The 24,639-nt window shown below is 61.9% G+C and carries 23 protein-coding genes; 2 read left to right on the top strand and 21 right to left on the bottom strand.

Annotated features, from left to right (window positions below; translation table 11 throughout):
- Nucleotide 1: 1 nt before the first annotated feature.
- The 11 genes from H1204_RS13210 to H1204_RS13260 form a co-directional block, all read right to left on the bottom strand.
- Nucleotides 2–706 carry a nucleotidyltransferase family protein gene (locus tag H1204_RS13210; protein ID WP_180728657.1) on the bottom strand — a complete coding sequence of 235 codons (705 nt, stop codon included), beginning with the start codon at nucleotides 704–706 and terminating at the stop codon, nucleotides 2–4.
- On the bottom strand, nucleotides 703–1,284 hold the full coding sequence (locus H1204_RS13215; RefSeq protein ID WP_180728658.1) for a D-sedoheptulose 7-phosphate isomerase: 582 nt from the start codon (nucleotides 1,282–1,284) through the stop codon (nucleotides 703–705). The genes H1204_RS13210 and H1204_RS13215 overlap by 4 nt, the downstream gene beginning before the upstream one ends.
- Entirely contained in the window at nucleotides 1,281–2,327 is a 1,047-nt protein-coding gene (locus tag H1204_RS13220) for a dehydrogenase (protein WP_180728659.1), read from the bottom strand. The genes H1204_RS13215 and H1204_RS13220 overlap by 4 nt, the downstream gene beginning before the upstream one ends.
- Entirely contained in the window at nucleotides 2,320–5,583 is a 3,264-nt protein-coding gene (locus tag H1204_RS13225; protein WP_180728660.1) for a methyltransferase domain-containing protein, read from the bottom strand. Before H1204_RS13225 ends, H1204_RS13220 begins: the two co-directional genes overlap by 8 nt.
- A complete protein-coding gene (locus H1204_RS13230; protein WP_180728661.1) occupies nucleotides 5,583–6,965 on the bottom strand; it encodes an ABC transporter ATP-binding protein in 1,383 nt (460 codons plus the stop codon). Before H1204_RS13230 ends, H1204_RS13225 begins: the two co-directional genes overlap by 1 nt.
- Nucleotides 6,955–7,791, bottom strand: a complete 837-nt coding sequence (locus tag H1204_RS13235; RefSeq protein ID WP_086917044.1) for an ABC transporter permease — start codon at nucleotides 7,789–7,791, stop codon at nucleotides 6,955–6,957. Before H1204_RS13235 ends, H1204_RS13230 begins: the two co-directional genes overlap by 11 nt.
- Nucleotides 7,792–7,810: 19 nt before the next feature.
- Nucleotides 7,811–8,704, bottom strand: a complete 894-nt coding sequence (gene rfbD, locus H1204_RS13240) for a dTDP-4-dehydrorhamnose reductase (protein WP_180728662.1) — start codon at nucleotides 8,702–8,704, stop codon at nucleotides 7,811–7,813.
- Nucleotides 8,701–9,252, bottom strand: a complete 552-nt coding sequence (rfbC, locus tag H1204_RS13245) for a dTDP-4-dehydrorhamnose 3,5-epimerase (protein ID WP_180728663.1) — start codon at nucleotides 9,250–9,252, stop codon at nucleotides 8,701–8,703. Before rfbC ends, rfbD begins: the two co-directional genes overlap by 4 nt.
- Complete coding sequence (gene rfbA / locus H1204_RS13250; RefSeq protein WP_180728664.1) at nucleotides 9,237–10,130, bottom strand: glucose-1-phosphate thymidylyltransferase RfbA; 894 nt, start codon at nucleotides 10,128–10,130, stop codon at nucleotides 9,237–9,239. The genes rfbC and rfbA overlap by 16 nt, the downstream gene beginning before the upstream one ends.
- Nucleotides 10,131–10,141: 11 nt before the next feature.
- The gene (rfbB, locus tag H1204_RS13255; protein WP_180728665.1) at nucleotides 10,142–11,203 is read right to left on the bottom strand and encodes a dTDP-glucose 4,6-dehydratase; all 1,062 of its coding nucleotides are present in this window, start codon (nucleotides 11,201–11,203) and stop codon (nucleotides 10,142–10,144) included.
- Between the two features lie 199 nt (nucleotides 11,204–11,402).
- Nucleotides 11,403–12,305, bottom strand: a complete 903-nt coding sequence (locus H1204_RS13260; RefSeq protein WP_180728666.1) for a GDP-mannose 4,6-dehydratase — start codon at nucleotides 12,303–12,305, stop codon at nucleotides 11,403–11,405.
- Nucleotides 12,306–12,649: 344 nt separating this feature from the next.
- Here H1204_RS13260 and H1204_RS13265 point away from each other — a divergent pair, with 344 nt between their 5' ends.
- Nucleotides 12,650–13,495, top strand: a complete 846-nt coding sequence (locus H1204_RS13265) for a symmetrical bis(5'-nucleosyl)-tetraphosphatase (RefSeq protein WP_180728667.1) — start codon at nucleotides 12,650–12,652, stop codon at nucleotides 13,493–13,495.
- Between the two features lie 28 nt (nucleotides 13,496–13,523).
- Here the strand turns inward: H1204_RS13265 and H1204_RS13270 are convergent, their stop codons facing one another.
- From H1204_RS13270 to H1204_RS13310, 9 genes are all read right to left on the bottom strand, one after another.
- On the bottom strand, nucleotides 13,524–14,381 hold the full coding sequence (locus tag H1204_RS13270) for a lysophospholipid acyltransferase family protein (RefSeq protein WP_180728668.1): 858 nt from the start codon (nucleotides 14,379–14,381) through the stop codon (nucleotides 13,524–13,526).
- A gap of 50 nt (nucleotides 14,382–14,431) precedes the next feature.
- Nucleotides 14,432–15,709 (bottom strand): dihydroorotase, encoded by a 1,278-nt coding sequence (locus tag H1204_RS13275; RefSeq protein WP_180728669.1) that lies wholly within the window; start codon nucleotides 15,707–15,709, stop codon nucleotides 14,432–14,434.
- Nucleotides 15,710–15,773: 64 nt separating this feature from the next.
- The gene (locus H1204_RS13280; protein WP_180728670.1) at nucleotides 15,774–16,805 is read right to left on the bottom strand and encodes an aspartate carbamoyltransferase catalytic subunit; all 1,032 of its coding nucleotides are present in this window, start codon (nucleotides 16,803–16,805) and stop codon (nucleotides 15,774–15,776) included.
- A 25-nt stretch (nucleotides 16,806–16,830) separates the two neighbouring features.
- Nucleotides 16,831–18,198, bottom strand: coding sequence for an RNA-guided endonuclease IscB (gene iscB, locus H1204_RS13285; protein ID WP_180728671.1), 1,368 nt, complete (start codon nucleotides 18,196–18,198; stop codon nucleotides 16,831–16,833).
- Nucleotides 18,199–18,586: 388 nt separating this feature from the next.
- Nucleotides 18,587–19,099: a bifunctional pyr operon transcriptional regulator/uracil phosphoribosyltransferase PyrR gene (gene pyrR, locus H1204_RS13290; protein WP_180728672.1), complete on the bottom strand. Its 513-nt coding sequence runs from the start codon at nucleotides 19,097–19,099 to the stop codon at nucleotides 18,587–18,589.
- The gene (gene ruvX / locus H1204_RS13295) at nucleotides 19,086–19,520 is read right to left on the bottom strand and encodes a Holliday junction resolvase RuvX (RefSeq protein ID WP_180728673.1); all 435 of its coding nucleotides are present in this window, start codon (nucleotides 19,518–19,520) and stop codon (nucleotides 19,086–19,088) included. Before ruvX ends, pyrR begins: the two co-directional genes overlap by 14 nt.
- Nucleotides 19,517–20,092 carry a YqgE/AlgH family protein gene (locus tag H1204_RS13300; RefSeq protein ID WP_007736677.1) on the bottom strand — a complete coding sequence of 192 codons (576 nt, stop codon included), beginning with the start codon at nucleotides 20,090–20,092 and terminating at the stop codon, nucleotides 19,517–19,519. Before H1204_RS13300 ends, ruvX begins: the two co-directional genes overlap by 4 nt.
- Nucleotides 20,093–20,339: 247 nt before the next feature.
- Complete coding sequence (locus H1204_RS13305) at nucleotides 20,340–21,752, bottom strand: hypothetical protein (RefSeq protein WP_180728674.1); 1,413 nt, start codon at nucleotides 21,750–21,752, stop codon at nucleotides 20,340–20,342.
- A 370-nt stretch (nucleotides 21,753–22,122) separates the two neighbouring features.
- Entirely contained in the window at nucleotides 22,123–22,293 is a 171-nt protein-coding gene (locus H1204_RS13310) for a rubredoxin (RefSeq protein ID WP_004186709.1), read from the bottom strand.
- A gap of 262 nt (nucleotides 22,294–22,555) precedes the next feature.
- On the opposite strand from H1204_RS13310, the gene H1204_RS13315 reads away from it, so the two are divergent.
- The gene (locus tag H1204_RS13315; protein ID WP_007589089.1) at nucleotides 22,556–23,416 is read left to right on the top strand and encodes a hydroxymethylpyrimidine/phosphomethylpyrimidine kinase; all 861 of its coding nucleotides are present in this window, start codon (nucleotides 22,556–22,558) and stop codon (nucleotides 23,414–23,416) included.
- A gap of 183 nt (nucleotides 23,417–23,599) precedes the next feature.
- Here the strand turns inward: H1204_RS13315 and ltrA are convergent, their stop codons facing one another.
- Nucleotides 23,600–24,622, bottom strand: a complete 1,023-nt coding sequence (ltrA, locus tag H1204_RS13320) for a group II intron reverse transcriptase/maturase (RefSeq protein ID WP_243468497.1) — start codon at nucleotides 24,620–24,622, stop codon at nucleotides 23,600–23,602.
- Nucleotides 24,623–24,639: the final 17 nt, after the last annotated feature.

Genomic DNA, 24,639 nt, shown 5'->3' on the forward strand with positions numbered 1-24,639 from the left:
GTCATGCCACCATTTTCGGCACGAGCGTTTGCGCTAGTGCGTAATCATCCGGTACACCGATATCAATCAGTTGGCTCACCGCCGGCACCGCACTCACGTGCAAATCAGCGAGATATGCATGCAGGAAATCCTGCTCGAACGAGAACTTCTCGGGCAACGGATAGCGCTTCAGCGCGTCTCGCTTGACGAGATACACGCCCGCATTGATGAAGCCGGCGCCCGTCTGCCCCTTCTCGCGAAAAGCCGTCACGCGGCGCATCGACGTGGCGTCGAAATCAACTGCGCCATACCGTGCGACGTCGTCGAGTTTGGCAACCGCCATCGCGAGATCGACATCGGACGCAGCCGCCGAGCGCAGGTCGGCAAACTCGACGATCGTCATCGTGTCGCCGTTGAGCACAAACGCCTCATCGCCGCCGATCGCATCGAACGCCTTCGCGATCGCGCCGCCCGTGCCGAGCGGTTCGTGTTCGACCACGTAATGCACGTTCAACGCGCCGAATTTCGCGCCGAAGTACGCTTGGATCACTTCACGCTTGTAGCCGACAGACAGATACACGTCACCGATTCCCTGCTGCTCCAGACGCCGCAGCACCCACCAGAGAAACGGCTTGCCCGCCACTTCCGCCATCGGTTTGGGTAGATCGGGCACGACCGAACGCAGCCGCGTGCCAAGGCCGCCCGCCAGAACGATTGCCGGAATCATGTGCGCGGGAAAATGCTGGATTCGACGAGCGCACAGACGATATGGCCGAGCAGGATGTGACCTTCCTGGATCTTCGGCGTCTCGCGCGACGGCACTTCGATGCAAACGTCAGCGAGTTCGGCCATTGCGTTGCCGCTCGCACCCGTGAAGCCGGCCACGTAAAGGCCGTTCTTGCGCGCTTCGTGCATCGCGGCGAGCACGTTCGGCGACTTGCCCGAGGTCGAAATGCCCCAGAAGATGTCACCCTTCCTGCCGACTGCCTGGACCTGGCGCGAGAACAGCTTCTCATAGCCATAGTCGTTGCCGATCGCCGTCATCACCGACGTATCCGTCGTCAACGCGAATGCCGGCAGGCCCGGACGATCGTAGTTAAAACGGCTCACGAATTCGCCCGCGATGTGCTGGGCATCAGCCGCGCTGCCGCCGTTACCGGCGATCAGCACCTTGTTGCCCGCGTTGAGCGCGTCGACGATCGTTTGTGCAAACCCGGCAACCTTGTCAAGCAGTGTGTCGTCGGCGTGAATCGCGTTGAAGATTTCGATTGCCTTCGAGATTTCCGTGCGAATAGTGTCCTTCATTTCGTCCTCCAGGAATATGCACCGTGCTCGGTGAAATTGCAGGTAAATACCTGGCCATTAAATTTTTCCAGCGCGCGAATCACGCTCGGGCGCTTCGTCGGATCGACGACGAACATCATGAAACCGCCACCGCCAGCGCCGGATACCTTACCCGCCAATGCGCCCGCCGCAATCGCGGCGTCATAGATGGCGTCGATGCTTGAGTTGCTGATGCTCGTCGCCATCAATTTCTTCGATGCCCACGACAGTCGCATCGATTCGGCAAAGCTGGCGAAATCGCCCTTCAACACCGCTTCTTTCATGCGGGTGGCTTCCTGCTTCACACGGTGCAAGGCGTCGAGCGACGTGTTGTTGCCGCTCTTCACGCTATCCGTCTGTTGCTGGATGATCTTCGCGGACTCGCGCGACACACCCGTATAGAACAGGACCAGCGACGATTCGAGTTCGGCGCGAATCGATTGCTTGATACGCAACGGGTTCACGATCACGCGATCGCCATAGAACTCCATGAAATTGAAGCCGCCGAACGCCGCCGCGTACTGATCCTGCTTACCGCCCGCAAAGGCGAGATCGACGCGCTCGATGTCATACGCCAGATGCGCGATATCGTATTCGCCCAGGGGAATCTGCAGATATTCGGCGAACGCATGCACGAGCGCGACCACCATCGTCGACGAAGAACCCAACCCCGATCCCGGCGGCGCTTCAGAGTGCGTCGTCACCGTGACGGCGAGCGGACGGCCGTCGTTGTAGTCGCGGACGATTCGGTTATAAACGCCAACGTGCAACTCGAGTCCCTTGACGAGTTCGAGCTTCGCGCTCGAAGCGCCCGACCACTGGATCGAATTGTCTGCAGCAACGAGTTCGATCGTTTCGTCGTCGCGCGGCATGATGGTCGCGTAGGCAAATTTGTCGATCGTCGCGTTAAGAACGAGGCCACCGAAATCGTCGGAATACGGCGACACATCGGTGCCGCCGCCAGCGAGGCCCAATCGCAGCGGCGCGCGGGCGCGCACGGTTCCGGGTGTGTAAGTGTTAGCCATGTGTTGATTCAACCTTTCTGTCCATGTCCCGTGCGAAGACTGCGCGGATCGCGTCGCTCGAGAAGTTGGCCGCGACGTACTCACGCCCCGCGTCCGACACGGCGAACCAGCGCTCGTCATTGCGCAGCAGTTCGATCACGTAATCGGCCAGCGCGGCGGGATCGTCGGAGATCGGCAGGAACGCGTCGAGGCCAGGCATGCCTTGCACGCCGACCGATGTCGTCACGAGCGGCGTGCCGAAGTTCATCGCTTCAACCACCTTGTTCTTCACGCCCGCGCCGAACCGCAACGGCACGATCGCCACGCGCGCCAGGTCGTACAGTTCCGCGAGACGTTCGTCGCTAACATAGCCAGTCACGTTGACGGCCGGACCGGCGAGCGCCTTCACTTCGTCTGTGGGATTGGAGCCGACCAGCATCAGATGGATGTGGGGCACGGCCGCACGGATGCGCGGCAGGATGTCCCCGACCAGCCACTTCGCGGCGTCTACATTGGGCGGATGGCCAAAGCCGGCCACGAAGATGATATGGCTGCGCTCGACAAGGCTCTCTGCTGTATCGAGCTTCGGACGACGGCCGAAGAAGTAAGGCGGCAACGTGCGTGCGTTAACCTTAGGCGCCATCTGCAGCACTGTGTCGGTCTCCGCTTGCGACGGGTAATAGACCACATCCACAGCATTCCAGACGGCCATTTCTCGCGACTTTTCGGTCTCGACCTGACGCAACAGTTTCTGATTGCCGGACACCTCGAACTCCTTTTGCAGGCGCGCAAAATGAAGATCGTGACCGTAGTAGAGCAGCTTGGCGTTAGGCCGGAATTTGCGCAACGGCTTAATAAACGATTCGCTGACATGCGGACGGTTCAGCAGCACATAGTCGAGCCTGAGATCGGTGGTTTCCAGCCAGGCATCAAAGCCGTCGAGAAACTCCGGCCCGTAGAAAACTTCGACGCCCATCTGTTGCAGCGGCCGTACATAGTCCTCGTCGTACCACAGATTCTGCGGCCAGAACTTTACGTTCAGCCCCATTTCCAGCAACACTCGGATGAAGCAGACGACCGAGCGCGAACCGGCATCGCGGTCCGGTTGCGGCACGTAGTGATCGACGATCAGAAACGTCTGCCGGTCTGCCGAGCGCTCCGATGCGGCGGCAACGTTTGTGCCGTTATCGAAATGCTGTGATTCCAGCACGCTACGCCAGCGTTCGTGGAACTTCTTCTGGTTCTCGACCTGATACGCCTTCACGCCCGAAGCCGTGTCGGTGCCGTTTGAAATGCCTTCGTAATGAACGATGACGGATGCCGGCTGGTAATAGAGCTTCTTGCCCGCCTGACGCACCTTGAACGCAAGGTCCGAATCTTCGCAATATGCGGGCACGTACAGTTCGTCGAAGCCACCTAGCTTGTCGAAGAAATCGCGCTTGATCAGCAGCGACGCGCCCGACGCATAGTCGGTTTCGCGCACGTAGTTGTAGCGGCTCTTCGACGCGTCATCGAGACGCCCATAATTCCACGCGGACGCGTCCTTCCACAAGATGCCGCCCGCCTCCTGCAGGCGCCCGTCCGGATAGACGAGCTTCGAGCCGACCATGCCGCAGTCCTTGCGCGATTCAAAGACCGCGAGCATCGTGTCGAGCCAGCCCGGCGTCACTTCCGTATCGTTGTTCAGGAAGTAGACGTACTCGCCGCGCGCATGCGTCGCCGCGTAGTTGCAGCAACGCACGAACCCCAGGTTCTTCGGATTCTCGATAAAGCGAAGGCCCGGAATCTCCCTCATGCGCAGGATGTTCGCGTCGCCCGACACGTCTTCGGCGACGATCACTTCGATCGGCACGGCCGGCATATACTCGGCGATCGAACGCACGCACGACAGCGTGTGCGGCAGGTTTCCGTAAGTTGGAATGATCACCGATACTCGCGGGGTCGCGACTTCGGGCAAGCTCAAACCGGCGATGACTTCGTCGGCCTTCTCGATCGCGATGGGGCCGCGGCCGAGAATCTGCGGCAAGGGCTGGCCCTTGCGTTTCCATGTTTCGTAATAGACGACGCCTTCGAACAGCGGGCCGGCGACGCGGAACACCATTTCGGCGAGGCGCGCCTTGACACGTGGGCTGAACGGCAGCGTGCGATACGCCGTGTAACCCCAGCGCTTCGCGTATGGGCGCAGTTTCTGCACATACGGTCCGATGTCGCCGCGCGCAACGCGGATAGCGCCACGCAGCGGACGCGTGATTCGCCATGAGGTCGAATTGTGCATCGCCATCAATTCGGCCTGGAGTACGCCGATGGCTTCCTGGAGTTCGTCGAGTTCGTGGCGCATGCCTTCGTATCGACGGTTCAGAATGGCGTGAACCTGGCCAGGCACGCGGTTGGTCATCGACTCCTTCAGGCCCTGCAATTCAGCGTCGAGAGAAAGCGCCCACTGCGTGCGCTCCTCGAATTCAGCTTGCAGCTTGCGGATAACGTCGTCGCGCGCTTCGATTTCGACGGTTTGCCGCGTCGCCCATGCAATGACCTCTTCCTGGCGCGCATAGAGATCGCTGCCCTGTTCGAAGAACACGGACGAATGCAGTTGCGGCAGCGCGCCGCCTTCCTTGAAACACACGGCCAGAAAGTACATCACCCCATCGAGATGAGGCGTGCGCCCATCAACGACATCGCCTTCGAGCGTCAGCGCGGAATAGTTCGCATCGGAGCCTTCCGTCGGCAAGATGATCGAACTCGTCGCCAACCGCTGCCCGTAATACTTGATGGCAGCAAAATGGCGCTTGACGAGCGCATCCAGTTCGTCGAAGTACAGTTCCTTGACGTGAAATTCGTTGTGAAAATTGCGGTCGTCCGAATAGACCTTCTTGTTCGGCGACGACAGAATCAGGAATCCACCCGGCTTCAGAACGCGGTGAATCTCCGACAACATTTCTTCATGCAGCGTCAGATGCTCCAGCGTCTCGAACGACACCACGGCGTCGAACGTCGCGTCCGGCAGCGGAATTTCCGCGGCGCTGCCCTGCCGGAACGACAGATTCGCAACGTGGCCGTAGCGGTCCGTCGCGTGTTCGACGGCTTCGTCGGAGATATCGACACCCGTTACCGATTCGGCGTACTTCGACAAGATGTTCGAGCCGTACCCTTCACCGCACGCGATATCGAGTACCTTCAGGCCCTTCAGCGCCTGCGCGGCCCATCCATACCGGTGCCAATGCTCGTAGCGGATGTCGCCGGCTTCCGTCGGTATATAGCGTTCACCAGTGAATTCCATCAGACCATTGACCTCTCTTTTTCTACACCGATCCGCAACATAGGAATGCCGACCAGACCGTGCCGCATCGTGCTGTCGACGGTGCGGAATTGCAGCGCATCGTGCACCCAATGCTGCTGCGTGTGATCGTCCTGCGTACCTGACGCCACGGCCGCGTCAATCGAGTACGCGCCCACGGGCAAGATCGGCATACGAAACTGGAACGTGGCACGGAACACGTCGTCCGGCTGTCCGTCCACCATGTCTTCGTACGCCAGATGTGTGTTGTCGCCAAACAGACGCTGACCCAGACGGTCTTTCAGATAGAAGCCGAAAATAAGTCCCGTCAACGGGCTGTTCACTTCGATCTTCAACTCGAGCGTCACCAGTTCACCGCCTTGCAGCAACTGCGCCTTGTGTCCATCGTCGTCCAGCAGCGCAACATCCACCACCCTCGCGCCACCTGCGCCGAATTCTCCGGCATGCGTATCCGGATCAAACTCGAAAATGCGGATGTGATTCGCGGCGCGCAATTGTTCGATGCGCGGATCGATGACGTCGGAAGCAACCATCTTCGCGCGCGCACGCTCCGCCTTGGCCGCCGTCACCGTCACACCCTGCGCTTTCCGATCCAGCACATGCTGCTCGGCCAGATAAGCCTCGACGACTTCTTTCGCTGCCCCATCCAGCCGCACGGAGCCGCGATCGAGCCAGACCGCGCGCGAGCACAGGCTCGTCACCGCGCCGACATCGTGACTGACGAACAGCAGCGTCCCGTTCTTCTGGAACTCCCGCAAAAATCGCATGCACTTCTGCGTAAAGCGTACGTCACCGACAGACAGCGCCTCGTCGACGACCAGCACATCGGCATCGACGTGCGCGGCAATCGCAAACGCGAGACGCACATACATCCCGCTCGAATACGTCTTGACGGGCTGCGACACGAAATCGCCAATCTCGGCGAATTCAATAATCGACTTGTAGCGCTCTTTTAGTTGCGCTTCCGTCAGCCCGTAGAGCATCCCGCTCAGGAATACATTCTCTTCGCCCGTAAATTCGGGGTTGAAGCCCGCGCCCAGTTCGAGCAACGCGGCAATACGCCCACGCCGCAGAACTTCACCCTGCGTCGGCGACAACGTCCCACACACCAGTTGCAGAAACGTCGACTTCCCCGATCCGTTCTGACCGATGATCGCCACCGTCTCACCGACACCCACCTGCAGATTGACATCGCGGAGCGCCCAGAACTCACGAAAATACTCTCTTGGCTGACGACCGACGAGCCGCGAAAGGCGCGGCAAGACCATCTGCTTGAGACGGTCTTGCGGCGCCGCATAAATTTCGTAACGCTTGCCGAGGCCGTGTACCTCGACAGCCGTTTGCTTGACGCTGTCAGAGCACATCGGCGAACCCCTTACGCGTTTTCTGGAACCACAGCAGCCCCAGCGAGGCGATCACGTAGGCAACGACAGCGTAGATCAGCAATCCGACCCAGTTGAGCTGACCGCCCCAGATCGCGACGGTGCGGAACTGGTCGATCACGAAAGTCAGCGGATTGAGCATGATCACGGCTTGCAGCTTCGGCGGCACCGAACTCAGCGGATAGAAAACAGGCGCCATGAACATCAGTAGCGATGAAACGATGCCCATCACCTGCCCCAGGTCGCGCATGAACACACCGAACGACGCGAGGAACCACACGAGACCCGCAATCAGCACGACGAACGGCAACAATATGACGGGCACGAACACGACCGTCCATGGGATATGTCCCTGCCACACGAAGATAGCGACAAGCAGAATGAGGAAGGCCACAAGCATGTGAAACAGCGCCGTTCCAATCGCGATCCACGGCAGCGTTTCGAGCGGGAAAACGACTTTCTTTACATAGTTCGGATTACCGACAACGAGCATTGGCGCGCGCGTCAGGCATTCGGAGATGAGGTTGTGCGACAGCACGCCCACGAACATCACGACCGCGAACTCGATATGCGAAGTCGATTCCGCACGCCAGCGCGACTTGAACACGAAGCCGAACACGAACGTATAGATGCTCAGCATCAACAGTGGCGTGATGAACGACCAGAACAGGCCGAGGAACGAGCCCTTGTAGCGGCCCGCCACCTCGCGCTTGACGAACTGCACGATCAGCGGCCAGTTGTTGGTGAGCGAATAAACGACTGCGAGCGGATGCGTCAGCCGTTTCGTTGTTCCCAGTGGGGTGTCCATATTCGAATGTGACGCCGGATTAAAGCGAGAAGAGATCGTCGAGTGCCAAGGCGAGGCCATCTTGCCAGCCGGCCCGGGTCAAACCGAACCGCCGATCGAAGGCGCCGTTGTCGAGCACCGAGTACTGGGGCCGAGGAGCCGGCGTCGGATAAGCGTCGGAAGGAATCGGCTCCACGCTCGTCGTTTGCACGGGCACTTTGCCGGAGGTTCGGGCGATATCGATGATCGCGCTAGCAAAGCTATGCCAGGACGTCTCGCCCGCTGCCGTCATGTGATAAATGCCAGAACTGAAGCTGCGAGCCGCGCGCTCGCGCTGAGCCTGCGCGACGACATGCGCCGTCAGATCAGCGATCATGCGCGCCGGCGTCGGCGTGCCAATCTGGTCCGCGACCACGCGCAGCGTTTCCCGCTCGGCGGCGAGACGCAGCATCGTGCGCAGGAAGTTGCGACCACGCGTTGCGTAGACCCACGTGGTACGCAGCGTCAGCCAGTCGCCGCCCGCGGCCGCGATGGCCTGCTCACCGGCGAGCTTGGTACGGCCGTAAGCATTCAGCGGCGCAACCGCAGCATCTTCGCGATACGGCTCGCGGGCCGTGCCATCGAACACATAGTCAGTCGAATAGTGCAAAAACAGCGCGCCATGCTTGCGCGCCGCTTCGGCCAGCACGCAGACCGATTCCGCGTTCACGCGATGCGCAAGCGCCTCGTCCGTCTCCGCGTTATCAACTGCCGTGTATGCCGCTGCGTTCACCACCACGTGCGGCTGCACGTCCGCGACGAGCTGCGCCAGCGTTTCGGGCTTCGACAGATCGGCGCGCTCGCGGTCGAACGCAATCACGTCGCCGAGTGGCGACAGCGCCCGCCGCAGTTCCCAGCCGACCTGTCCGTTGCGACCCGTCAAAAGAATTCTCACGCGTACACCTCGGCGTCACTCAGCGGACGCCCGGCCGCATCTTTCGCCGCGACCTGAGGCGTGCCGTCGACGGGCCATTCGATGCCAAGCGCCGGATCATTCCATAGCAGGCTGCGCTCGTGCTCGGGGAACCAGTAGTCGGTCGTCTTGTAGAGGAAGTCGGCGCTTTCCGAGGTCACACAGAAGCCGTGCGCGAAACCAGGCGGCACCCACATTTGCCGTTGATTTTCCGCCGACAGCACGACGCCTACCCACTTGCCGAAGTTCGGCGAACTCTTGCGCATATCGACGGCAACGTCGAACACTTCGCCTTCAACGACGCGCACGAGTTTGCCCTGAGCATGCTCGATCTGATAATGCAGACCGCGCAATACGCCCTTCGCTGAACGCGAATGGTTGTCCTGCACGAATTGGACGTTGCCATCGATCTTTTCCGCGAACTCCCGCGCATTGAAACTTTCATAGAAGAAGCCGCGCGCATCGCCGAATACCTTCGGCTCGATGATCTTGACTTCAGGGAGCGCCGTGGCGGTTACCGTGATGGCCATGCAACTTGGTCCTTCGAAAGATTGAGCAAATATTGGCCGTACGCGTTCTTGGCGAGCGGCTTCGCCAGCCTCTGCAATTGCTCGTCGTCGATCCATCGGCGGCGGTACGCGATCTCTTCCGGACACGCCACCACCAGCCCCTGGCGCTTCTGCAGCGTCGCGATGAACGTGGCAGCCTCGATCAGCGAATCGTGCGTCCCCGTGTCAAGCCACGCGTAGCCGCGGCCCATGATCTCGACGTCCAGCTTCTGCTGGGACAGATAGCGCGAGTTCACATCTGTGATTTCAAGCTCGCCGCGAGCCGAAGGCTGGATATCGGCAGCAATATCGCAAACTTGATTGTCGTAGAAGTAGAGACCCGTCACCGCGTAATTCGACCGCGGCTTCGCCGGCTTTTCTTCGATCGACAGTGCGCGGAACTCCTTGTCGAACTCGACCACGCCATAACGCTCGGGGTCATGCACGTGATACGCAAACACCGTCGCGCCGTCCGTGCGGGTATTCGCGCGCTCAAGCTGCTTCGCGAGATCGTGACCGTAAAAAATGTTGTCGCCGAGAATCAGCGCCGACGGATCGTTGCCGACGAACTCACGGCCGATGATGAAAGCCTGCGCAAGGCCATCCGGCGACGGCTGCACCGCGTACTGGATATTCATGCCCCACTGGCTGCCGTCGCCGAGCATGGTTTCGAAGCGCGGCGTGTCTTCCGGCGTCGAAATGACCAGCACGTCGCGAATACCCGCGACCATCAGCGTCGACAGCGGGTAGTAAATCATCGGCTTGTCGTACACGGGAAGCAATTGCTTCGACACGACGTGCGTGATCGGATAAAGCCGCGTGCCGGATCCGCCCGCGAGAATAATGCCTTTGCGCGCCATCGTTGCCGCCCTTACGCGCGTTGCGCGTAGTTCGTTTCGACCCACTTGCGGTACTCGCCCGAAGCGACCTCGTCGGCCCATTCCTGGTTGTCGAGATACCACTGTACCGTCTTCGCGAGACCCGTCTCGAACGTTTCGGCCGGCTTCCAGCCAAGCTCACGCTCGAGCTTGCGCGCATCGATCGCATAACGCCGGTCGTGACCCGGACGGTCCGTCACATAAGTGATCTGATCGCGATACGAGCCCTGTGCCTTCGCACGCTTCTCGTCGAGAAGATCGCACAGCGTGTGCACGACTTCGAGGTTCTTCTTCTCGTTCCAGCCACCGACGTTGTAGGTCTCGCCCGGCACGCCCCGCGCAAGCACTTCGCGGATCGCGCTGCAATGATCGCCGACATACAGCCAGTCGCGTACGTTCTGACCGTCGCCGTACACGGGCAGCGGCTTGCCCGCGAGCGCGTTCGCGATCATCAGCGGGATAAGCTTTTCGGGGAACTGGTAAGGGCCGTAGTTGTTCGAGCAGTTAGTCGTCAATACGGGCAAACCGTACGTGTGGTGATACGCACGCACGAGATGGTCGGAACCCGCCTTGGTCGCCGAATACGGGCTGTTCGGCGCGTAAGGCGTCGTTTCCGAGAATTGCGGATCGGTCGCCGACAGCGAGCCGAACACTTCATCCGTCGATACGTGCAAGAAGCGGAATGCCGCTTTGTCTGCGTCGTTTAGCGTGTTCCAGTACGATCTTGCTGCTTCGAGCAACGTGAACGTGCCCACCACATTGGTCTGCACGAAGTCCGCCGGCCCATGGATCGAGCGGTCGACATGACTTTCTGCAGCAAAATGCAGCACCGCGCGCGGCTCGTGTTCGGCGAAGAGTTTGTCCAGCGTGGCACGATCGCAGATGTCGGCGCGCACGAAGACATGACGAGGATTGTCCTGTTGCGATCTCAACGTGCCAAGGTTGCCGGCGTACGTGAGCTTGTCCAGGTTCAGGACGGGCTCATCCGAAGCATTCAACCATTCAAGCACGAAATTGGCGCCGATAAAGCCGGCACCGCCCGTTACCAGGATCATGGGATTCCTTCTTGAGATTTTCTTGGCCGAGTGGACCGCGTGCCGGGGCGGCAGCGATCTGGCAATTATTGCCTGACCGGTCGGAACAACCGGCAAAGCTGACCGGGCGTCACGCGGGCGCACCTAGGCACGTAACCGGCCATTATAAAGGTGTCGATGAGAAACACCAGCGCACTAACAAACTGAGACAGTTTGTTAGTCAGGCGAGAGAAAGCATCCAGTCAATGGTGTCTTCAATGCCGATGGCCGGCATGTCGGGGACGACACGATTCAGCCTTTTCGCCGAACCTACCAGCACCTTTACTTCATTTTGACGGACGAAGGCGGGATTTACGCGAATTTCCAGATCGTGGCCGGACGCCTCGCGCACGATATCGATGATGTCGGTGAGGGTTCGCGGACTGCCGCTGCACACATTGAGCGTTTCACCCGCGACAGGGGCTTCGAGCAGCGCCCGATACGCCCGTGACACCATCCGCACATCCGAAAAATCCCGCGCAACGTTGATATTTCCCAACTCGATAAACGGTCGGCGCCGCACAAAATGGGAAACGATTTTCGGAACCAGGAAACGCTCGGACTGCCCGCGCCCCGTGTAATTGAAAGGCCGCGTGACAACGATCGGTAGCCGGTCGAACCACGTCCGCACCAGGTGCTCCATCGCCAGTTTGCTCGCGGCGTAGTGATTCACAGGCGCGGCCGGCGCATCTTCGTCGACGACGCCTTCCACGTTGCCGTAGATGTTCGCGCTGCTCGCAATCAGGATCTTGCGCGGCTCGTGCCCGACGTCGACGCACGCCTGCAGCAGGTTCGTCGTCCCGATCACGTTGACGTTGTACATTTCCAACGGATCGTCATGCGCGACGAAGCTGATCGCCGCCAGATGCACGATGAATTCGGGCTTCAGCTCGCCGATCAGGCGGCGGCAATCCGGCAGCGACGTGATGTCGAGCGCGCGCTCACCGGCCTGCGGATCGCTCGCCGTCGTGCCGATGACCTCATAGCCCGCGTCGGCGAGTTCTTCGCGCACGTAGGCACCAGTGAAACCGCTCGCTCCCGTGATGAGAACGCGGTGGATGACTGGCTGAGACGGATGCCGCAAATCCCTTCCTCCCTGATCTGAGCGCCTGTCGCGCTGGCAGCGGCCGATTATATCGGACGAATGAATCGGCCCCGTTCATTCGACGAGGGTCGTGAACGCCTAGTTTCACCGCCAGAAAATCGTCCAAAAATCCGAAAAAAATCAAAATAATTCAACGCTTGCGCGCGACACGCCGCGTCGACGCCAGCAACGCGCCGCCGATGTCGGACGGCCCGGGAATCGCGCGCTATCATGTCGCGTTGTGCAATGCAGCTTGGCTGCAGCAGCTTCGAACTCAATTCCGGGCGAATCGCGGCAGCCAAACACACCCGCCGCCGCGCCCTTCGGACCACCACTTCTTGCCGATGACCGTTTCCACCAGCTCCCCTCCTCTCGCTTTCGGCGATCTGCAGGGCTGCCGTACCCAGTTCCAGCAACTTCTCGCGAAGGCCGCGCCGCCCGCCGATGCACCGCTCTGGTTCGCGGGCGACCTGATCAATCGCGGCGGCGAGTCGCTTGCGACGCTGCGCGACATCATCGCGCTCGGCAATCGCGCAGTGCCCGTGCTGGGCAATCACGACCTGCATCTGCTGTCGGTGTCGGCGGGAATCAGAAAGTCCAAGAAAGGCGACACGATCGATGAGATCCTTGCCGCGCCCGACGCCGGAGATCTGCTGCACTGGATTCGCCATCGTCCGCTCGTGCATTACGAGAACGGCATGCTGCTCGTGCACGCGGGCGTGCTGCCTCAATGGGACGTCGATCTGACACTGGAACTCGCCGACGAGCTGCAACGCGCATTGCGCGCGCCGAACTGGAAAGAGACGCTCGCGGGCCTTTACGGCAACGAACCGAACCGCTGGAAGCCGGGCCTCAAGGGCATCGACCGGTTGCGCCTGACGTGCACCGCGCTCACGCGGATGCGCTTTTGCGATGCCGATGGCGTGATGGACTTCTCCTCGAGCGGCGGCATCAATTCCGCGCCGTCGGGTTTCATGCCGTGGTTCGACGTGCCGTGGCGCAAGACCGAAGACATTACGGTCGTCTTCGGACATTGGGCCGCGCTCGGTCTGATGGTCCGCGACAATCTGATTGGACTCGATTCGGGCTGCGTGTGGGGCGAGCAGTTGTCGGCAGTCCGGCTGGCGCAGTCGCCCGCCGAACGCACGGTCACACAGGTGGAATGCGAAGGCTGCCGCGCCGTTGCATGAACGCGAAGAATGAAGGTTAACTGACGCGCTATGCGTGGCGCGTCATGTCGACGTCCGGATCGGCCAGCGGCTCTTGCGGATTTTCAGCTGCAGCTGCGGCATCGATGAACTGCTGCGTCCGGTCCGCGATCTGGCCGGAGCGGCGCGCCTCGGGATCCTGCAGCGCGGCGAGCGCCGCGCCCACGGAAGCCTGCGCCTCGGCCGCCAGCAAACGCCGATCAGCGCCGGGCGCGAGCGGCGCGCCGACATACACATGCGCCGTGAGCGGACCAGCGCGCAACAGCGCATCGAGCGACTCGCCAAGCGACAGCTCGCCGATATACGCCGGCGCCGTCGACTGCCGGCCCTGCGCATCCTCGTACATCATGCACACGGGCTGCACCGGCCGCGACGCGGAAACCGCCGCCTGAAACATGTTCGCGTGAAACGGCAGCAGTTGAACGCCGTCGGACGTCGTGCCTTCCGGAAAAACGCACATCAGTTCACCCGCGTTCAACCGCTCGGCGAGTTCATGCATGATGCGTTTCGCGTCGCTACGCTTCTCACGCTGAATGAACACGGTACCCAGCTGCTGCGCGAGCCAACCGACCACCGGCCACTTGCGGATCTCCGCCTTCGACACGAACGGCGTCGGACGCCACGCGTTGATCACGTAAATATCGATCCACGAAATGTGGTTCGCCACGACCAGCACGCCTTCGTCGAGCCGCGCGCCGTCGTTATGCACGACGAGGCGCATGCCGCACAACTGCAGCATGCGCAGCGACCACGCACGGTTCAGTTCCAGACGCTGCTGGGCGCTTCCCCGCGGAAAGCGCGTCCAGACGACCCACATACCGTGAAGCAGATGCACGACCAGTCGAATCTTGCGAAACGCGAGCTTCATGTTGCGAGTCTTCCGCTTATCTTTCCATTCTCTGCCGATATGCAACGCACTCAGCGTTGCTCGAACGCCACCTGACCCGACACGACCGTCGCGCGCACGCGGGCCGGCAGCTCGTAGCCGAGGAACGGCGTGTTGTGCCCCTGGCTCTTCAGCGCGCGTGGCTCGACGCGCCAATGAGCGTCGCGGTCGAACACGCACAGGTCGGCCGTCCCGCCGGCCTCGATACGGCCAGCAGGCAGCTTCAACACGCCAGCGGGCGCAGCCGTGATGCGGTTCAGCGCCTTCGCGAGCGAGACGCCCGCTTCGTAGGCCCACTTGAGCGTCAGCGACAGCAGTAACTCCAGACCCGTCGCCCCCGGCGTCGCCTCGGCGAACGGCAAGAGCTTCTCGTCGTCGTCGACAGGCGTGTGGTCCGAGCAGATCGCGTCGATCGTGCCGTCCAGCAGACCCGCGCGAATCGCCTCGCGGTCACGTTGGGAACGCAGCGGCGGATCGAGCCGGAACTGCGCATCGAAGTAGCCGATGTCGATATCGATCAGATGCACATGGTTGATCGTGACGTCGCAGGTCACGGGCAGGCCTTCCGCTTTCGCCGCGCGCATGAGCTCGACGCCCGCCGCCGACGACAGATGCGACAGATGCACACGCGCGCCCGTCACACGCACGAGTTCGAAGATCGTATGCAACGCGATCGTCTCCGCCGAAACGGGTACGCCCGATAAACCGAGACGCGACGCGAGCGGACCGCTCGCCGCAACGCCGCCCTTCGCGAGATACGCGTCCTGCGGACGCAGCCATACCGTATAGCCGTATGTGTTCGCGTATTGCAGCGCGCGCAGCAAAACCTGTGTATCGACCACGGGCGTATCGGCCTGCGAGAAGCCGATACAACCCGATTCCGTCAGCTCGACCATCTCGGTGATCACCTGCCCCTTGAGCCCGACCGTCAGCGCGCCCAGCGGATACACGTGCGCGCGGTTCAGGTTCCGCGCACGGAATTTGAGCATTTCGACGAGGCCCGGCTCGTCGAGCACGGGATCGGTGTCGGGCGGACAGACCAGGCTCGTCACGCCGCCCGCGAGTGCCGCGGCCATCTCCGATTCGAGCGTCGCCTTGTGCTCGAAGCCGGGCTCGCGCAGCCGCGCCGACAGATCGACGAAACCAGGCGCCACGTAAAGGCCCTTGGCGTCGATCGTCCTGGCCGCGTTGAAATCGGAGGGCGCGTTGCCGAGCGCGACGATCTTGCCCGCCGCGATGAATACGTCCTGTTGCTGCTCGGTGCCCGCTACCGGATCGATCAGCGTGCCGCCTTGAATGTGAATCTTCATGGGCTGCCTTTTTTGCCTGCCTGTGCTTTCATTGCCCGACTCGTGTGTCCGATTCGTGCGCGGATCAATCGTTGTTGCCCGCGACGATGCCCATCACCGCCATGCGCACCGCGATGCCGAACGTCACCTGATTCAAAATCACCGACTGCGGTCCGTCCGCCACCTGCGAGTCGATTTCGACGCCGCGATTCATCGGGCCCGGATGCATCACGATCGCATCGGGCTTCGCGAGCGCGAGACGCTCGGGCGTCAGCCCCCAGCTCTTGAAGTACTCCTGCGCCGACGGCAGCAACGCGCCGCTCATCCGCTCGTTCTGCAGACGCAGCATGATGATGACGTCGACGTCCTTCAGCCCTTCGTCGAGGTTGTGGAACACGCGCACGCCCATCTGCTCGAGACCGCCCGGCAGCAGCGTGCGCGGGCCGATCGCGCGCACTTCCGGCACGCCGAGCGTGGTGAGGGCGTGAATGTCGGAGCGCGCAACGCGCGAATGCAGAATGTCGCCGACGATCGCCACGCGCAGATTCGTAAAATCCTTCTTGTAGTGACGGATCGTGTACATGTCGAGCAGGCCTTGCGTCGGGTGCGCGTGCCGGCCGTCGCCCGCGTTGATCACGTGCACGTGCGGCGCGCAATGCTCGGCGATCAGATACGGCGCGCCGCTTGACGCATGGCGCACGACGAACATGTCGGCATGCATCGCCGACAGGTTGTTGATCGTGTCGAGCAGCGACTCGCCCTTGCTCGTCGACGACGCGTTGATGTTCAGATTGATCACATCCGCTGACAGCCGTTTCGCGGCGATCTCGAACGTGGTGCGCGTGCGCGTCGAGTTTTCGAAGAACAGGTTGAACACCGATTTGCCGCGCAACAGCGGCACCTTCTTCACCTCGCGGTCGGTCACGCTGACGAACTGCTCGGCCGTGTCGAGAATGTGATTGACGATCGCGCGCGGCAAGCCTTCGATCGTCAGCAGATGCTTCAGCTCGCCGTTCTTCGTGAGCTGCGGATTGCCCTTCAGGAAACCGTAGCGAAAACGGTCCGCTGACGCGGCGTTGTCGGAGGAGCCTTGCGAAACTTGATTGGGCGTGTTCATCCGGTTGCGTAGGAAACCTCGGCAATCATGCCGGGGAGGGACAGCACGACGCGCGATACGCGCCTTGCTGTTGTGCCGGTCCCTGATCCTTTCCTCTTTTTAGTGGCACGGTAGCATATGCATAGCCATCTGCCCGTTGCATCATCGTGCAATGACGGTGTGCTATGCCCTGTACGACGCCTTGAGGCGTCTGGATGTTGAAGTTCCCTTTCGCACGGACGGCGACGCGGCCGACATGCGTTCCGGCCTTCTTACCGGTGAGAACCGTGGCCCGGACACGGTCACCGGTCTGGAAACCGTGGATGCGCTTCTGGCGGGTCAGGTAACCACGCGGAAAACCATATGCCGTCAAACGTGTACGCTGGTAACTACCGCGACCGCTGCACTTGAGCTCCAGCGTCGGTCGTTGCCAGCCGAATATCGCATGGACTGTTCCGACGCACGCGGCGTCAAGTGCGTGCGTCTTCGGAAGCCCAAGGCGCGTACGATTCCACTTTGTCCGTCCGCCGCTACCGATCTCGACATTCAGGTCCGTGGTCCTCAGCGCATTTAGTAACACCCAGCGCGTAGCGTTGACAGCGGCTGCGTCCCGCAACGGTGTCTTTGCTCTCGCTAAAATGCGTGCGAGCCGTGCCTTGTCCTTGACGAATCCGCGCACATCGCGTCCGCCCTTTTTGAGGTTGCACGGCCCGCATCCCAGCGTCAGGTTCGATACACGATTCGAGCCGCCACGCGCCTTCGCCAGCACGTGCTCGATTTGCAGCGGCACATCCTGGGCATCGCAGTAAGCACACCGTCTCCCCCATTTCTCAAGCAGATATTCCCGCACTTCGTAACCAAAGAGTGCGCCTTGCTGGTACTCAACGCCGGCAATATCCTGGCTTTGCAACGCCTGCATGTCGAAACGCACCAGTTCCATCGATATCGCCGAAACGGCCGCCCATCGAAGGACGCGCCTGACCCACGACATCGTGGTTTCGACGCGGTGCCGCAGACTCGGAGCGAGCCACCCTGTCTGGCGCGCCCGGTTATAAAACCGCGGTGCACGGTAGCGCAGATTCGCGCCGCGACGCCGATGCCGAAACCTCCTTCGCTGCATCAACGCTTCACTGATCTGCCGGCCACGATGAACTAGCTCGAACAGATTGAGGACTCCAACGGTAGTGTCTGCTTTATCAAGCACAAGAGCCAATCCGGTGGTTTTGCTGCCTGGGTCGAGTTTCAACCGCAACAGCTGGAACTCACTGTCTTCTGTCAATCGATCCGTCAGTCGAATGACGAACGGCACTACCTTGTGCACGCGTGCGCGACCGCGGGCAAGCAACAACCTCGCGCGTTTCTCTGAGCACGGCATCAGCGGCATCCCCCGCCTGTCCCAAACAAATACGCTCAATCTGAAATTCCTTTTCTGCCCTTACGGGCCTTGTGACGGAAGCCTTGCGGCTTCGCTCCCCTCGCCAATGTTGTGCGGCAGCACATCCTTACGGCCCGTTTCGTGCATACCCAAAGCGTGTCTGCGACCGTAGGTTACAGAGCTTGGAACTGAGGAAGCATCCCAAGGTGTGTCTTTAACTTCCGAACAACGTAGCTGCTATGCAGCTTAGGCTGGTCAATCAGGCTTCAGCGGCAGGCCTCGCCCTTTAGAGCGGGGTGATTGACGGTAATCCTGAATCAGACTTGGAACTGCGAGTGATGCGGGGTAGCTGCCTCTTACACTAGCGTCGGATGCTTGCACATTGTCTCGCCAATGTGTTGCTCTTCGTGATGCCGGAGCGCCGCAATCAATTTCCGCTCAGCTCCGTATGAAACGTGAAACGATGGCCGTCGCGCGACAGCACGAGCGTCGAATTCGTCGGCACCTCGGTCGTGCCGCCGACAAAGCGCGCCGCAATCGGCAACTCACGCCCGCCGCGATCGGCAAGTACCGCGAGTTCGACCGACGCGGGACGCCCGTAGTCGTACAATTCGTTCAGCGCGGCGCGCACAGTGCGGCCCGTGTACAGCACGTCGTCGACGAGCACGATGCGGCGGTTGTCGACTTCGAACGGCAACGAGGTCGGGCTGGCTTGCGTGTGCAAGCCTTTCTTCGCGTAGTCGTCGCGATGCAGCGCGACATTGACGACGCCGAAGGTCTGCACGTTCAGGTCTTTGGCGAGACGCTCGGCCAGCCACGCGCCGCCGCTGTAGATGCCGGCGAGCACCGCGCCGTCCGGACCGCCCAGCGCGTCGCCGTAAGCGGCGCGAATCTGTTCGAGCAAGGCGCGATAGAGCGCCTCGGCGTCAATGGAACTCATTGGAAAGTCCGTCCAGATATTGCTGAAGAATGATGCACGCGGCTTCGGCGTCGAGCATGCCGGCTTGCCTCGACCCACTGCGGATACCCGCTTCCGCCTCGACCGACGAATAGCGTTCGTCGACCCACGTGACAGGCAGATTGAAGCGCCCGTTCAGCTGGTTGCCGAAGCGCTTGGCGAGCTGGGTTCTTTCGTGCGGCGTGCCATCGGGATGCATCGGCAGGCCGACGACGAGCGCGTCGGGCTTCCACTCGTCGATCAGCTTGCCGACGGCTTCGAAGCGATATTCGCGATTGCGGTTTTGCAGCACGACGAGCGGCCGCGCGCTGCGGGTGAGCGAATTGCCGACGGCAACACCGATACGTTTTTCGCCATAGTCGAACGCAAGCAGCGTCGCTTCACGTCCGGCCACACCGCTCATGCGTGACCCGCTTCGCCGGAGAGCATCGAAGAAGAAATGCCGAGCAGCGCGAGCGCTGCTTCGAAGCGCTCTTCGGCGGGTACGTCGAAGACGATTTTCGGGTCGGCCTGAACCGTGAGCCAGCCGTTCTTCGAGATTTCGTCTTCCAGTTGGCCCGCACCCCAGCCTGCGTGGCCTAGCGTCAGCAGAAAACGCTGCGGACCCTTGCCGCTCGCGACGGCTTCGAGCACGTCTTTCGACGTGGTCATTTCGAGTCCACCCGGCACCTGCATCGACGATGTATAGGTGCTTTCCGTAGCGTCGTGCAGCACGAAGCCGCGCTCGGTTTGCACCGGGCCGCCGAAATACACGGGGACATGCAGCAGAGGCTCGATCTCGAGCTTGAGATCGATACGGTTGAAGAGCGCCTGGAGGTCGATATCGGTCGGCCGGTTGATGACGAGGCCGAGCGCGCCGCGCTCGCTGTGATCGCAAAGGTAGACCACCGTTCCTGAAAACGTGGGGTCCGCCATGTTAGGCATGGCGATCAGGAACTGGTTGGTCAGATTGATGCGATCGTTACTCTTGGACATAGGTCGAATTTTAGCAAAGACGGTGCGCGACTGCGGGGCCCGTGCGTTGCGCCAGAATCGTGCAGCGGGCTGTTCGCCGGTCTTTGCGGCCAAGCTGTCTGCAAGCGCGCGGCCGACGAGATCGCAGTCCATGAAACTGCACTCTATCACGCGCTCCGGCCTTGCCGGGAACGACGAGCGTGCGCTATCGCGCAGCTAATGGCATAGCGCCAAGGTCTTGCGCCGCCTCGTCCATCCAGACGGTTCGCTATGCACCGCCGCCCTTTTCGATTGCGCGCGTGAGCGCGGCCAGAACGTTCGTTGCAGATGGCGGCGCGACGCCCGCTGCAACCTTGTGCAGCATCGCGCGCAACGCCTCGGCGGAGGCTTCGAGCGAACGCGCGTCGGGCGCTTCGACCACGATATGCGCGCGCACGGCGGGAGTCGACACGCCGGCATGCGCGCGGCGGCGCCACGCAAGGCCCAATGCATCGGCGAGCAGCGCGATCTGCCCAAGCCCGAGCGCCGACGCGGCAGCCCCCAGACGATAGGCCGCATCGCCCGCCTGCAGCGCGGCGCTGGGGTCGGCTTTCTGCGGATTGTCGGCGGCACGCGCGTAGTCGGTGAGCGCTGCGATCGCGGCGTCGGCGGTTTGCAAAAAGTCTTCGTACGCGTTGGCATTGACCGTCAGCACGCCGAGTTCGCGCGTCATCGCGACATGCGCCGCCAGCGTCTCCGCCTGGTGCGCACCCGCTTCCCACAGCGCTTCCGATGCCTGCGTGCCCGCGATGTGCCAGTCGACCGTCAGGCCGTAGTCGCGCAGCAGTTCGACGTGCTCGGTATCTTCGGCGGCTGCGCCGAATAGCGCATAGTCGCGCCACAACAGTGCGAGCGTCGCGCGCACGAGCGAGCGCGGCGCAAGCGGAATGCCGCGCTCTTCATCGGCGAGCGCCATGTTGCAACGCGCATAGAAGCGCCGCGTGTCGAGGTCTTCGACGGAACGGCCAGTCGCGCGCAACGCGCGCGAACACGCCAATGCGAGACGCCAGAAATCGTAGGGGTCGGGACCGGATAGATCGACGAGACATGCGTCGAGATCATCTAGCGCCGCATTGACTGCGCCCGCTACCGCGCTCGTGCTGACATGGCCCTTCGAGCGCAGCACGGGCAGCAGCGCCTGCTCGTAGCGCGCCCGCAGGTGCGCCAGGCGCGCAGCCGATTGCGAACGCAGCGAAACGGGCGGAACGGGCCGGCCGGCGAGCGCGATATCTTCGAACGTGATGCTGTAGCCGGGCGTGTGCTGCGCGATATGCGTGCTGAGCGCGCGGTAATGCGCGAAAAGCGAGCCCGAGCAGCCAAGCTCGCGTAGATTGCGCCGTTCGAGCGCCGCACGAAACGCGCGCATCGCCGCGCCGAACGTAGCGCGCGCAGCCGCCTCTTCGGCAAGACCGCTTGCAGCCATCGGCGAGACGAGCAGCAATGCATCGGTGAAACGGTGTGCGGCGAGCCAGCCTGCGTCGCGTAACGCACGCCCGGCAATCAGCAGTTGCGCAGTCATGTCGCGCCGCTGCTCGAAGGCATCGAGCGCGTCGGCAATGGCCTGTTCCGCGGGGCGGACGGCGCCGCCGCGGGGATTCGGTAAAGCGTCGAGCGTATCGGGCGATGCGGATCGAAGGGTCATGAGCAGGCTGCAGGAACGCCAGCGTGTCAGGCGGCATCGATACTGCGCCACCGGAACTGCCGCTATGGCGAAAGTAGTGCAATTGCCGGGCCACCGACCGCATAGCCCCGAAACGGTGCCGCTTTCTCAGCTTACGACATGGCGCAGACGGCACCGCTCAAGTTCGCAACATCGCGATGCTAAAAGCGCCGTGCGCACGAAACAGCACCTGCCAGACCACCGTGACAAATCTGAGGCAAAGCGCTGTGACAGGTTACCTTGCGACAGCGCGTGCGCGCCGATGTTCCATCGGGCGCGCAATCGATTCATTTCGAATCGATCGACCTTGCGTGGCGGGCAAGGATCGCCCGCCACCGGCAAGGTGGATCGATCAGATCTGCACCATCTCGAAGTCTTCCTTGCGCGCGCCGCACTCGGGACAGGTCCAATTGATGGGAACATCTTCCCAGCGCGTGCCCGGCGCGATTCCTTCCTCTGGCAGACCGGCTTCTTCGTCGTAAATCCAGCCGCAGATCAGGCACATCCAGCTCTTATATTCCATTCTTGAGTCGCGTCGAAAAGTCCGGGGAAACGGGAGCCATGATGGTACCGTGTTGCCGCCCCGATGCCTAGCGGATGCGGGGCCCGAGCGGTCGTCCGCGACACTTTGCGGCGTTATGTGTGACCGGACCCGCCGGCAGATGCGAAAAAATGCCTCGCACGCGTATAAGGCCGCATAATTGAGCCGTCTGTGTGGGCCTCCCGGGCGCGTTGCGCGCCGGTTGTAGCCCTCGAACATTTCGCTCATCGACCACAAAAATTTCATGGCCAGCAACACCCCTCCGATCGTTCTCACCTTCGGCCTGTCCGACCCGACGGGCGGCGCCGGATTGCAAGCCGACCTGATGACGCTTGCCAGCATGGGTTGCCACGGCGTGTCCGTGCTGACCGGCTACACGGTGCGCGACTCGGCGAGCTGCGACGAAGTGACCGGGCTCGACCCCGAAGTCGTCGCGACCCAGGCGAGGATGCTGCTCGAGGACATGCCCATCGCCGCCTTCAAGGTCGGCGCCGCCACGCGCGCGGAAGTGGTCAGCGCGATCGCCGAAGTGGTCGCCGACTACGACGACATCCCGCTCATCCTCGCGCCTGACTTCACACTCGACGACGAGCATGTGCTCGCCGCCGACGAACTGCGCGAAGCCATCGCCGATCTGCTCGCGCCGCAAACCACGCTGCTCGTCGCGGACACGACTGCCCTGCTCGCGCTCGCGCAGCCGGACGGCGATGCCGAAGCGCCGAGCCTCGACGCCGCGATCTCACATCTGCTGTCGCAAGGTTGCGAATACATCCTGTCGACGGAAACGGGCACGCATCGGCTCGTCAACACGCTCTTCAGCGAAGACGGCCAGTTGCGGCAGGACATGTGGGACCGTGGGCAGCAGCGGATCATGGGCATCACCGATACGCTCGGCGCCGCGATTGCCGCGCTGCTGGCTAACGGCCAGGAACCGGCCGAGGCGGTCCGCGAAGCGCAGGAGTATCTGTTCCAGGCGATGCAGGCCGCGTTTCGGCCGGGAATGGGGGCTTATCTTCCGGATCGCTTTTTCTGGGCGAGAAGCAGTGATGATGAGGTGCCGCTGGGCGGCGGGTCGGACGCGTCGCCGGGCGAGGCGCGCCATTGAGCGGAGCAAAGCCGGAGGGCGCCAGTGCCACCGGTTGCGCTCCCAATACGTCTGATGATTAGACATAGGAGTTCGGCGCGATCAATCTGACGCGATCGGGATAGGGGCAAGCCTCGCGGCCCGACCCCTCCCACGCCACCGTGCGTACGGGTCCGTACACGGCGGCTCGGACCGGTTGACCGGCTATAGTCGCAACGATGGAAGTCCGAGGGAGCCAAGATAGCGGTTGGTGAGTGCACGTTGCAGGGCCGGACTATGACTCAGGCGCCATGCAGCGTGAGGAGAACCGACCGTTTGGGCGGCCAGTTCCCGGTCAATTCCGCGACCCGTCAACTCCCGGAACCGGTTGCGGCTGTTGCCCCACTGTTGCCAGAAGATGCAGCGAACTCGTCGGCGCACCCACTCATCAAGTCGCTGTAATGTACTTGGCGTCTCGCAGAAGCCGAAGTAGCCACGCCACCCGGTGAGGTAGCGTTTTAGCCGCTCCATCAACTGCTCAATGCTGATCCCTCGTTTGCGTTGAGTCAGTTCCCGGATGCGCTCCTTGAAGCGGGCCAGTGCCTTGGGCGCAATGCGCCTTTTGGCCCTGTCTCCGCCCGAGAACGTGAATCCCAGAAACTTCCGCGTGCGAGGCCGCGCGACCGCGCTCTTCGCTTCATTGACCTTCAGCTTCAACCTGCCGGTGAGGAAGGCCTTCAGCCCTGCCATCACCCGCTGGCCGGCACGTTCGCTGCATACGTAGACGTTGCAATCGTCGGCGTACCTCACGAACCGCAGTCCGCGTTGCTCAAGCAGCTTGTCAAGATCGTCGAGCATCAGATTGGATAATAACGGTGACAGCGGACCGCCCTGGGGCGTGCCCTCATCCGTTGCACCAACCAGCCCGTTCTCCAGCACACCCGCCGTCAGGAAGGCGCGGATCAGCTTCAGCAAACGCTTGTCGCTAATCCGGCTGGCCACCCGGGACATCAGGATATCGTGGTTCACGCGGTCAAAGAATTGCGCCAGATCCAGGTCTACCACCCAGCCATGTCCAGCCTGGATGTAGCCCTGCGCACGCGCCACGGCCTGATGCGCCGAGCGTCCCGGACGGAAGCCATAACTGGAGTCCGAGAACGTCGGGTCCCACTGCCTTTGCAGCACCTGCAACACCGCCTGCTGGACGAGCCTGTCGAGCGCAGAGGGGACGGTCAGCGCGAACTGCACAAGCGCTCAACGAGCAT

Origin of the sequence: Paraburkholderia sp. PGU19, from assembly GCF_013426915.1 — a bacterium.
GTDB lineage: Bacteria > Pseudomonadota > Gammaproteobacteria > Burkholderiales > Burkholderiaceae > Paraburkholderia.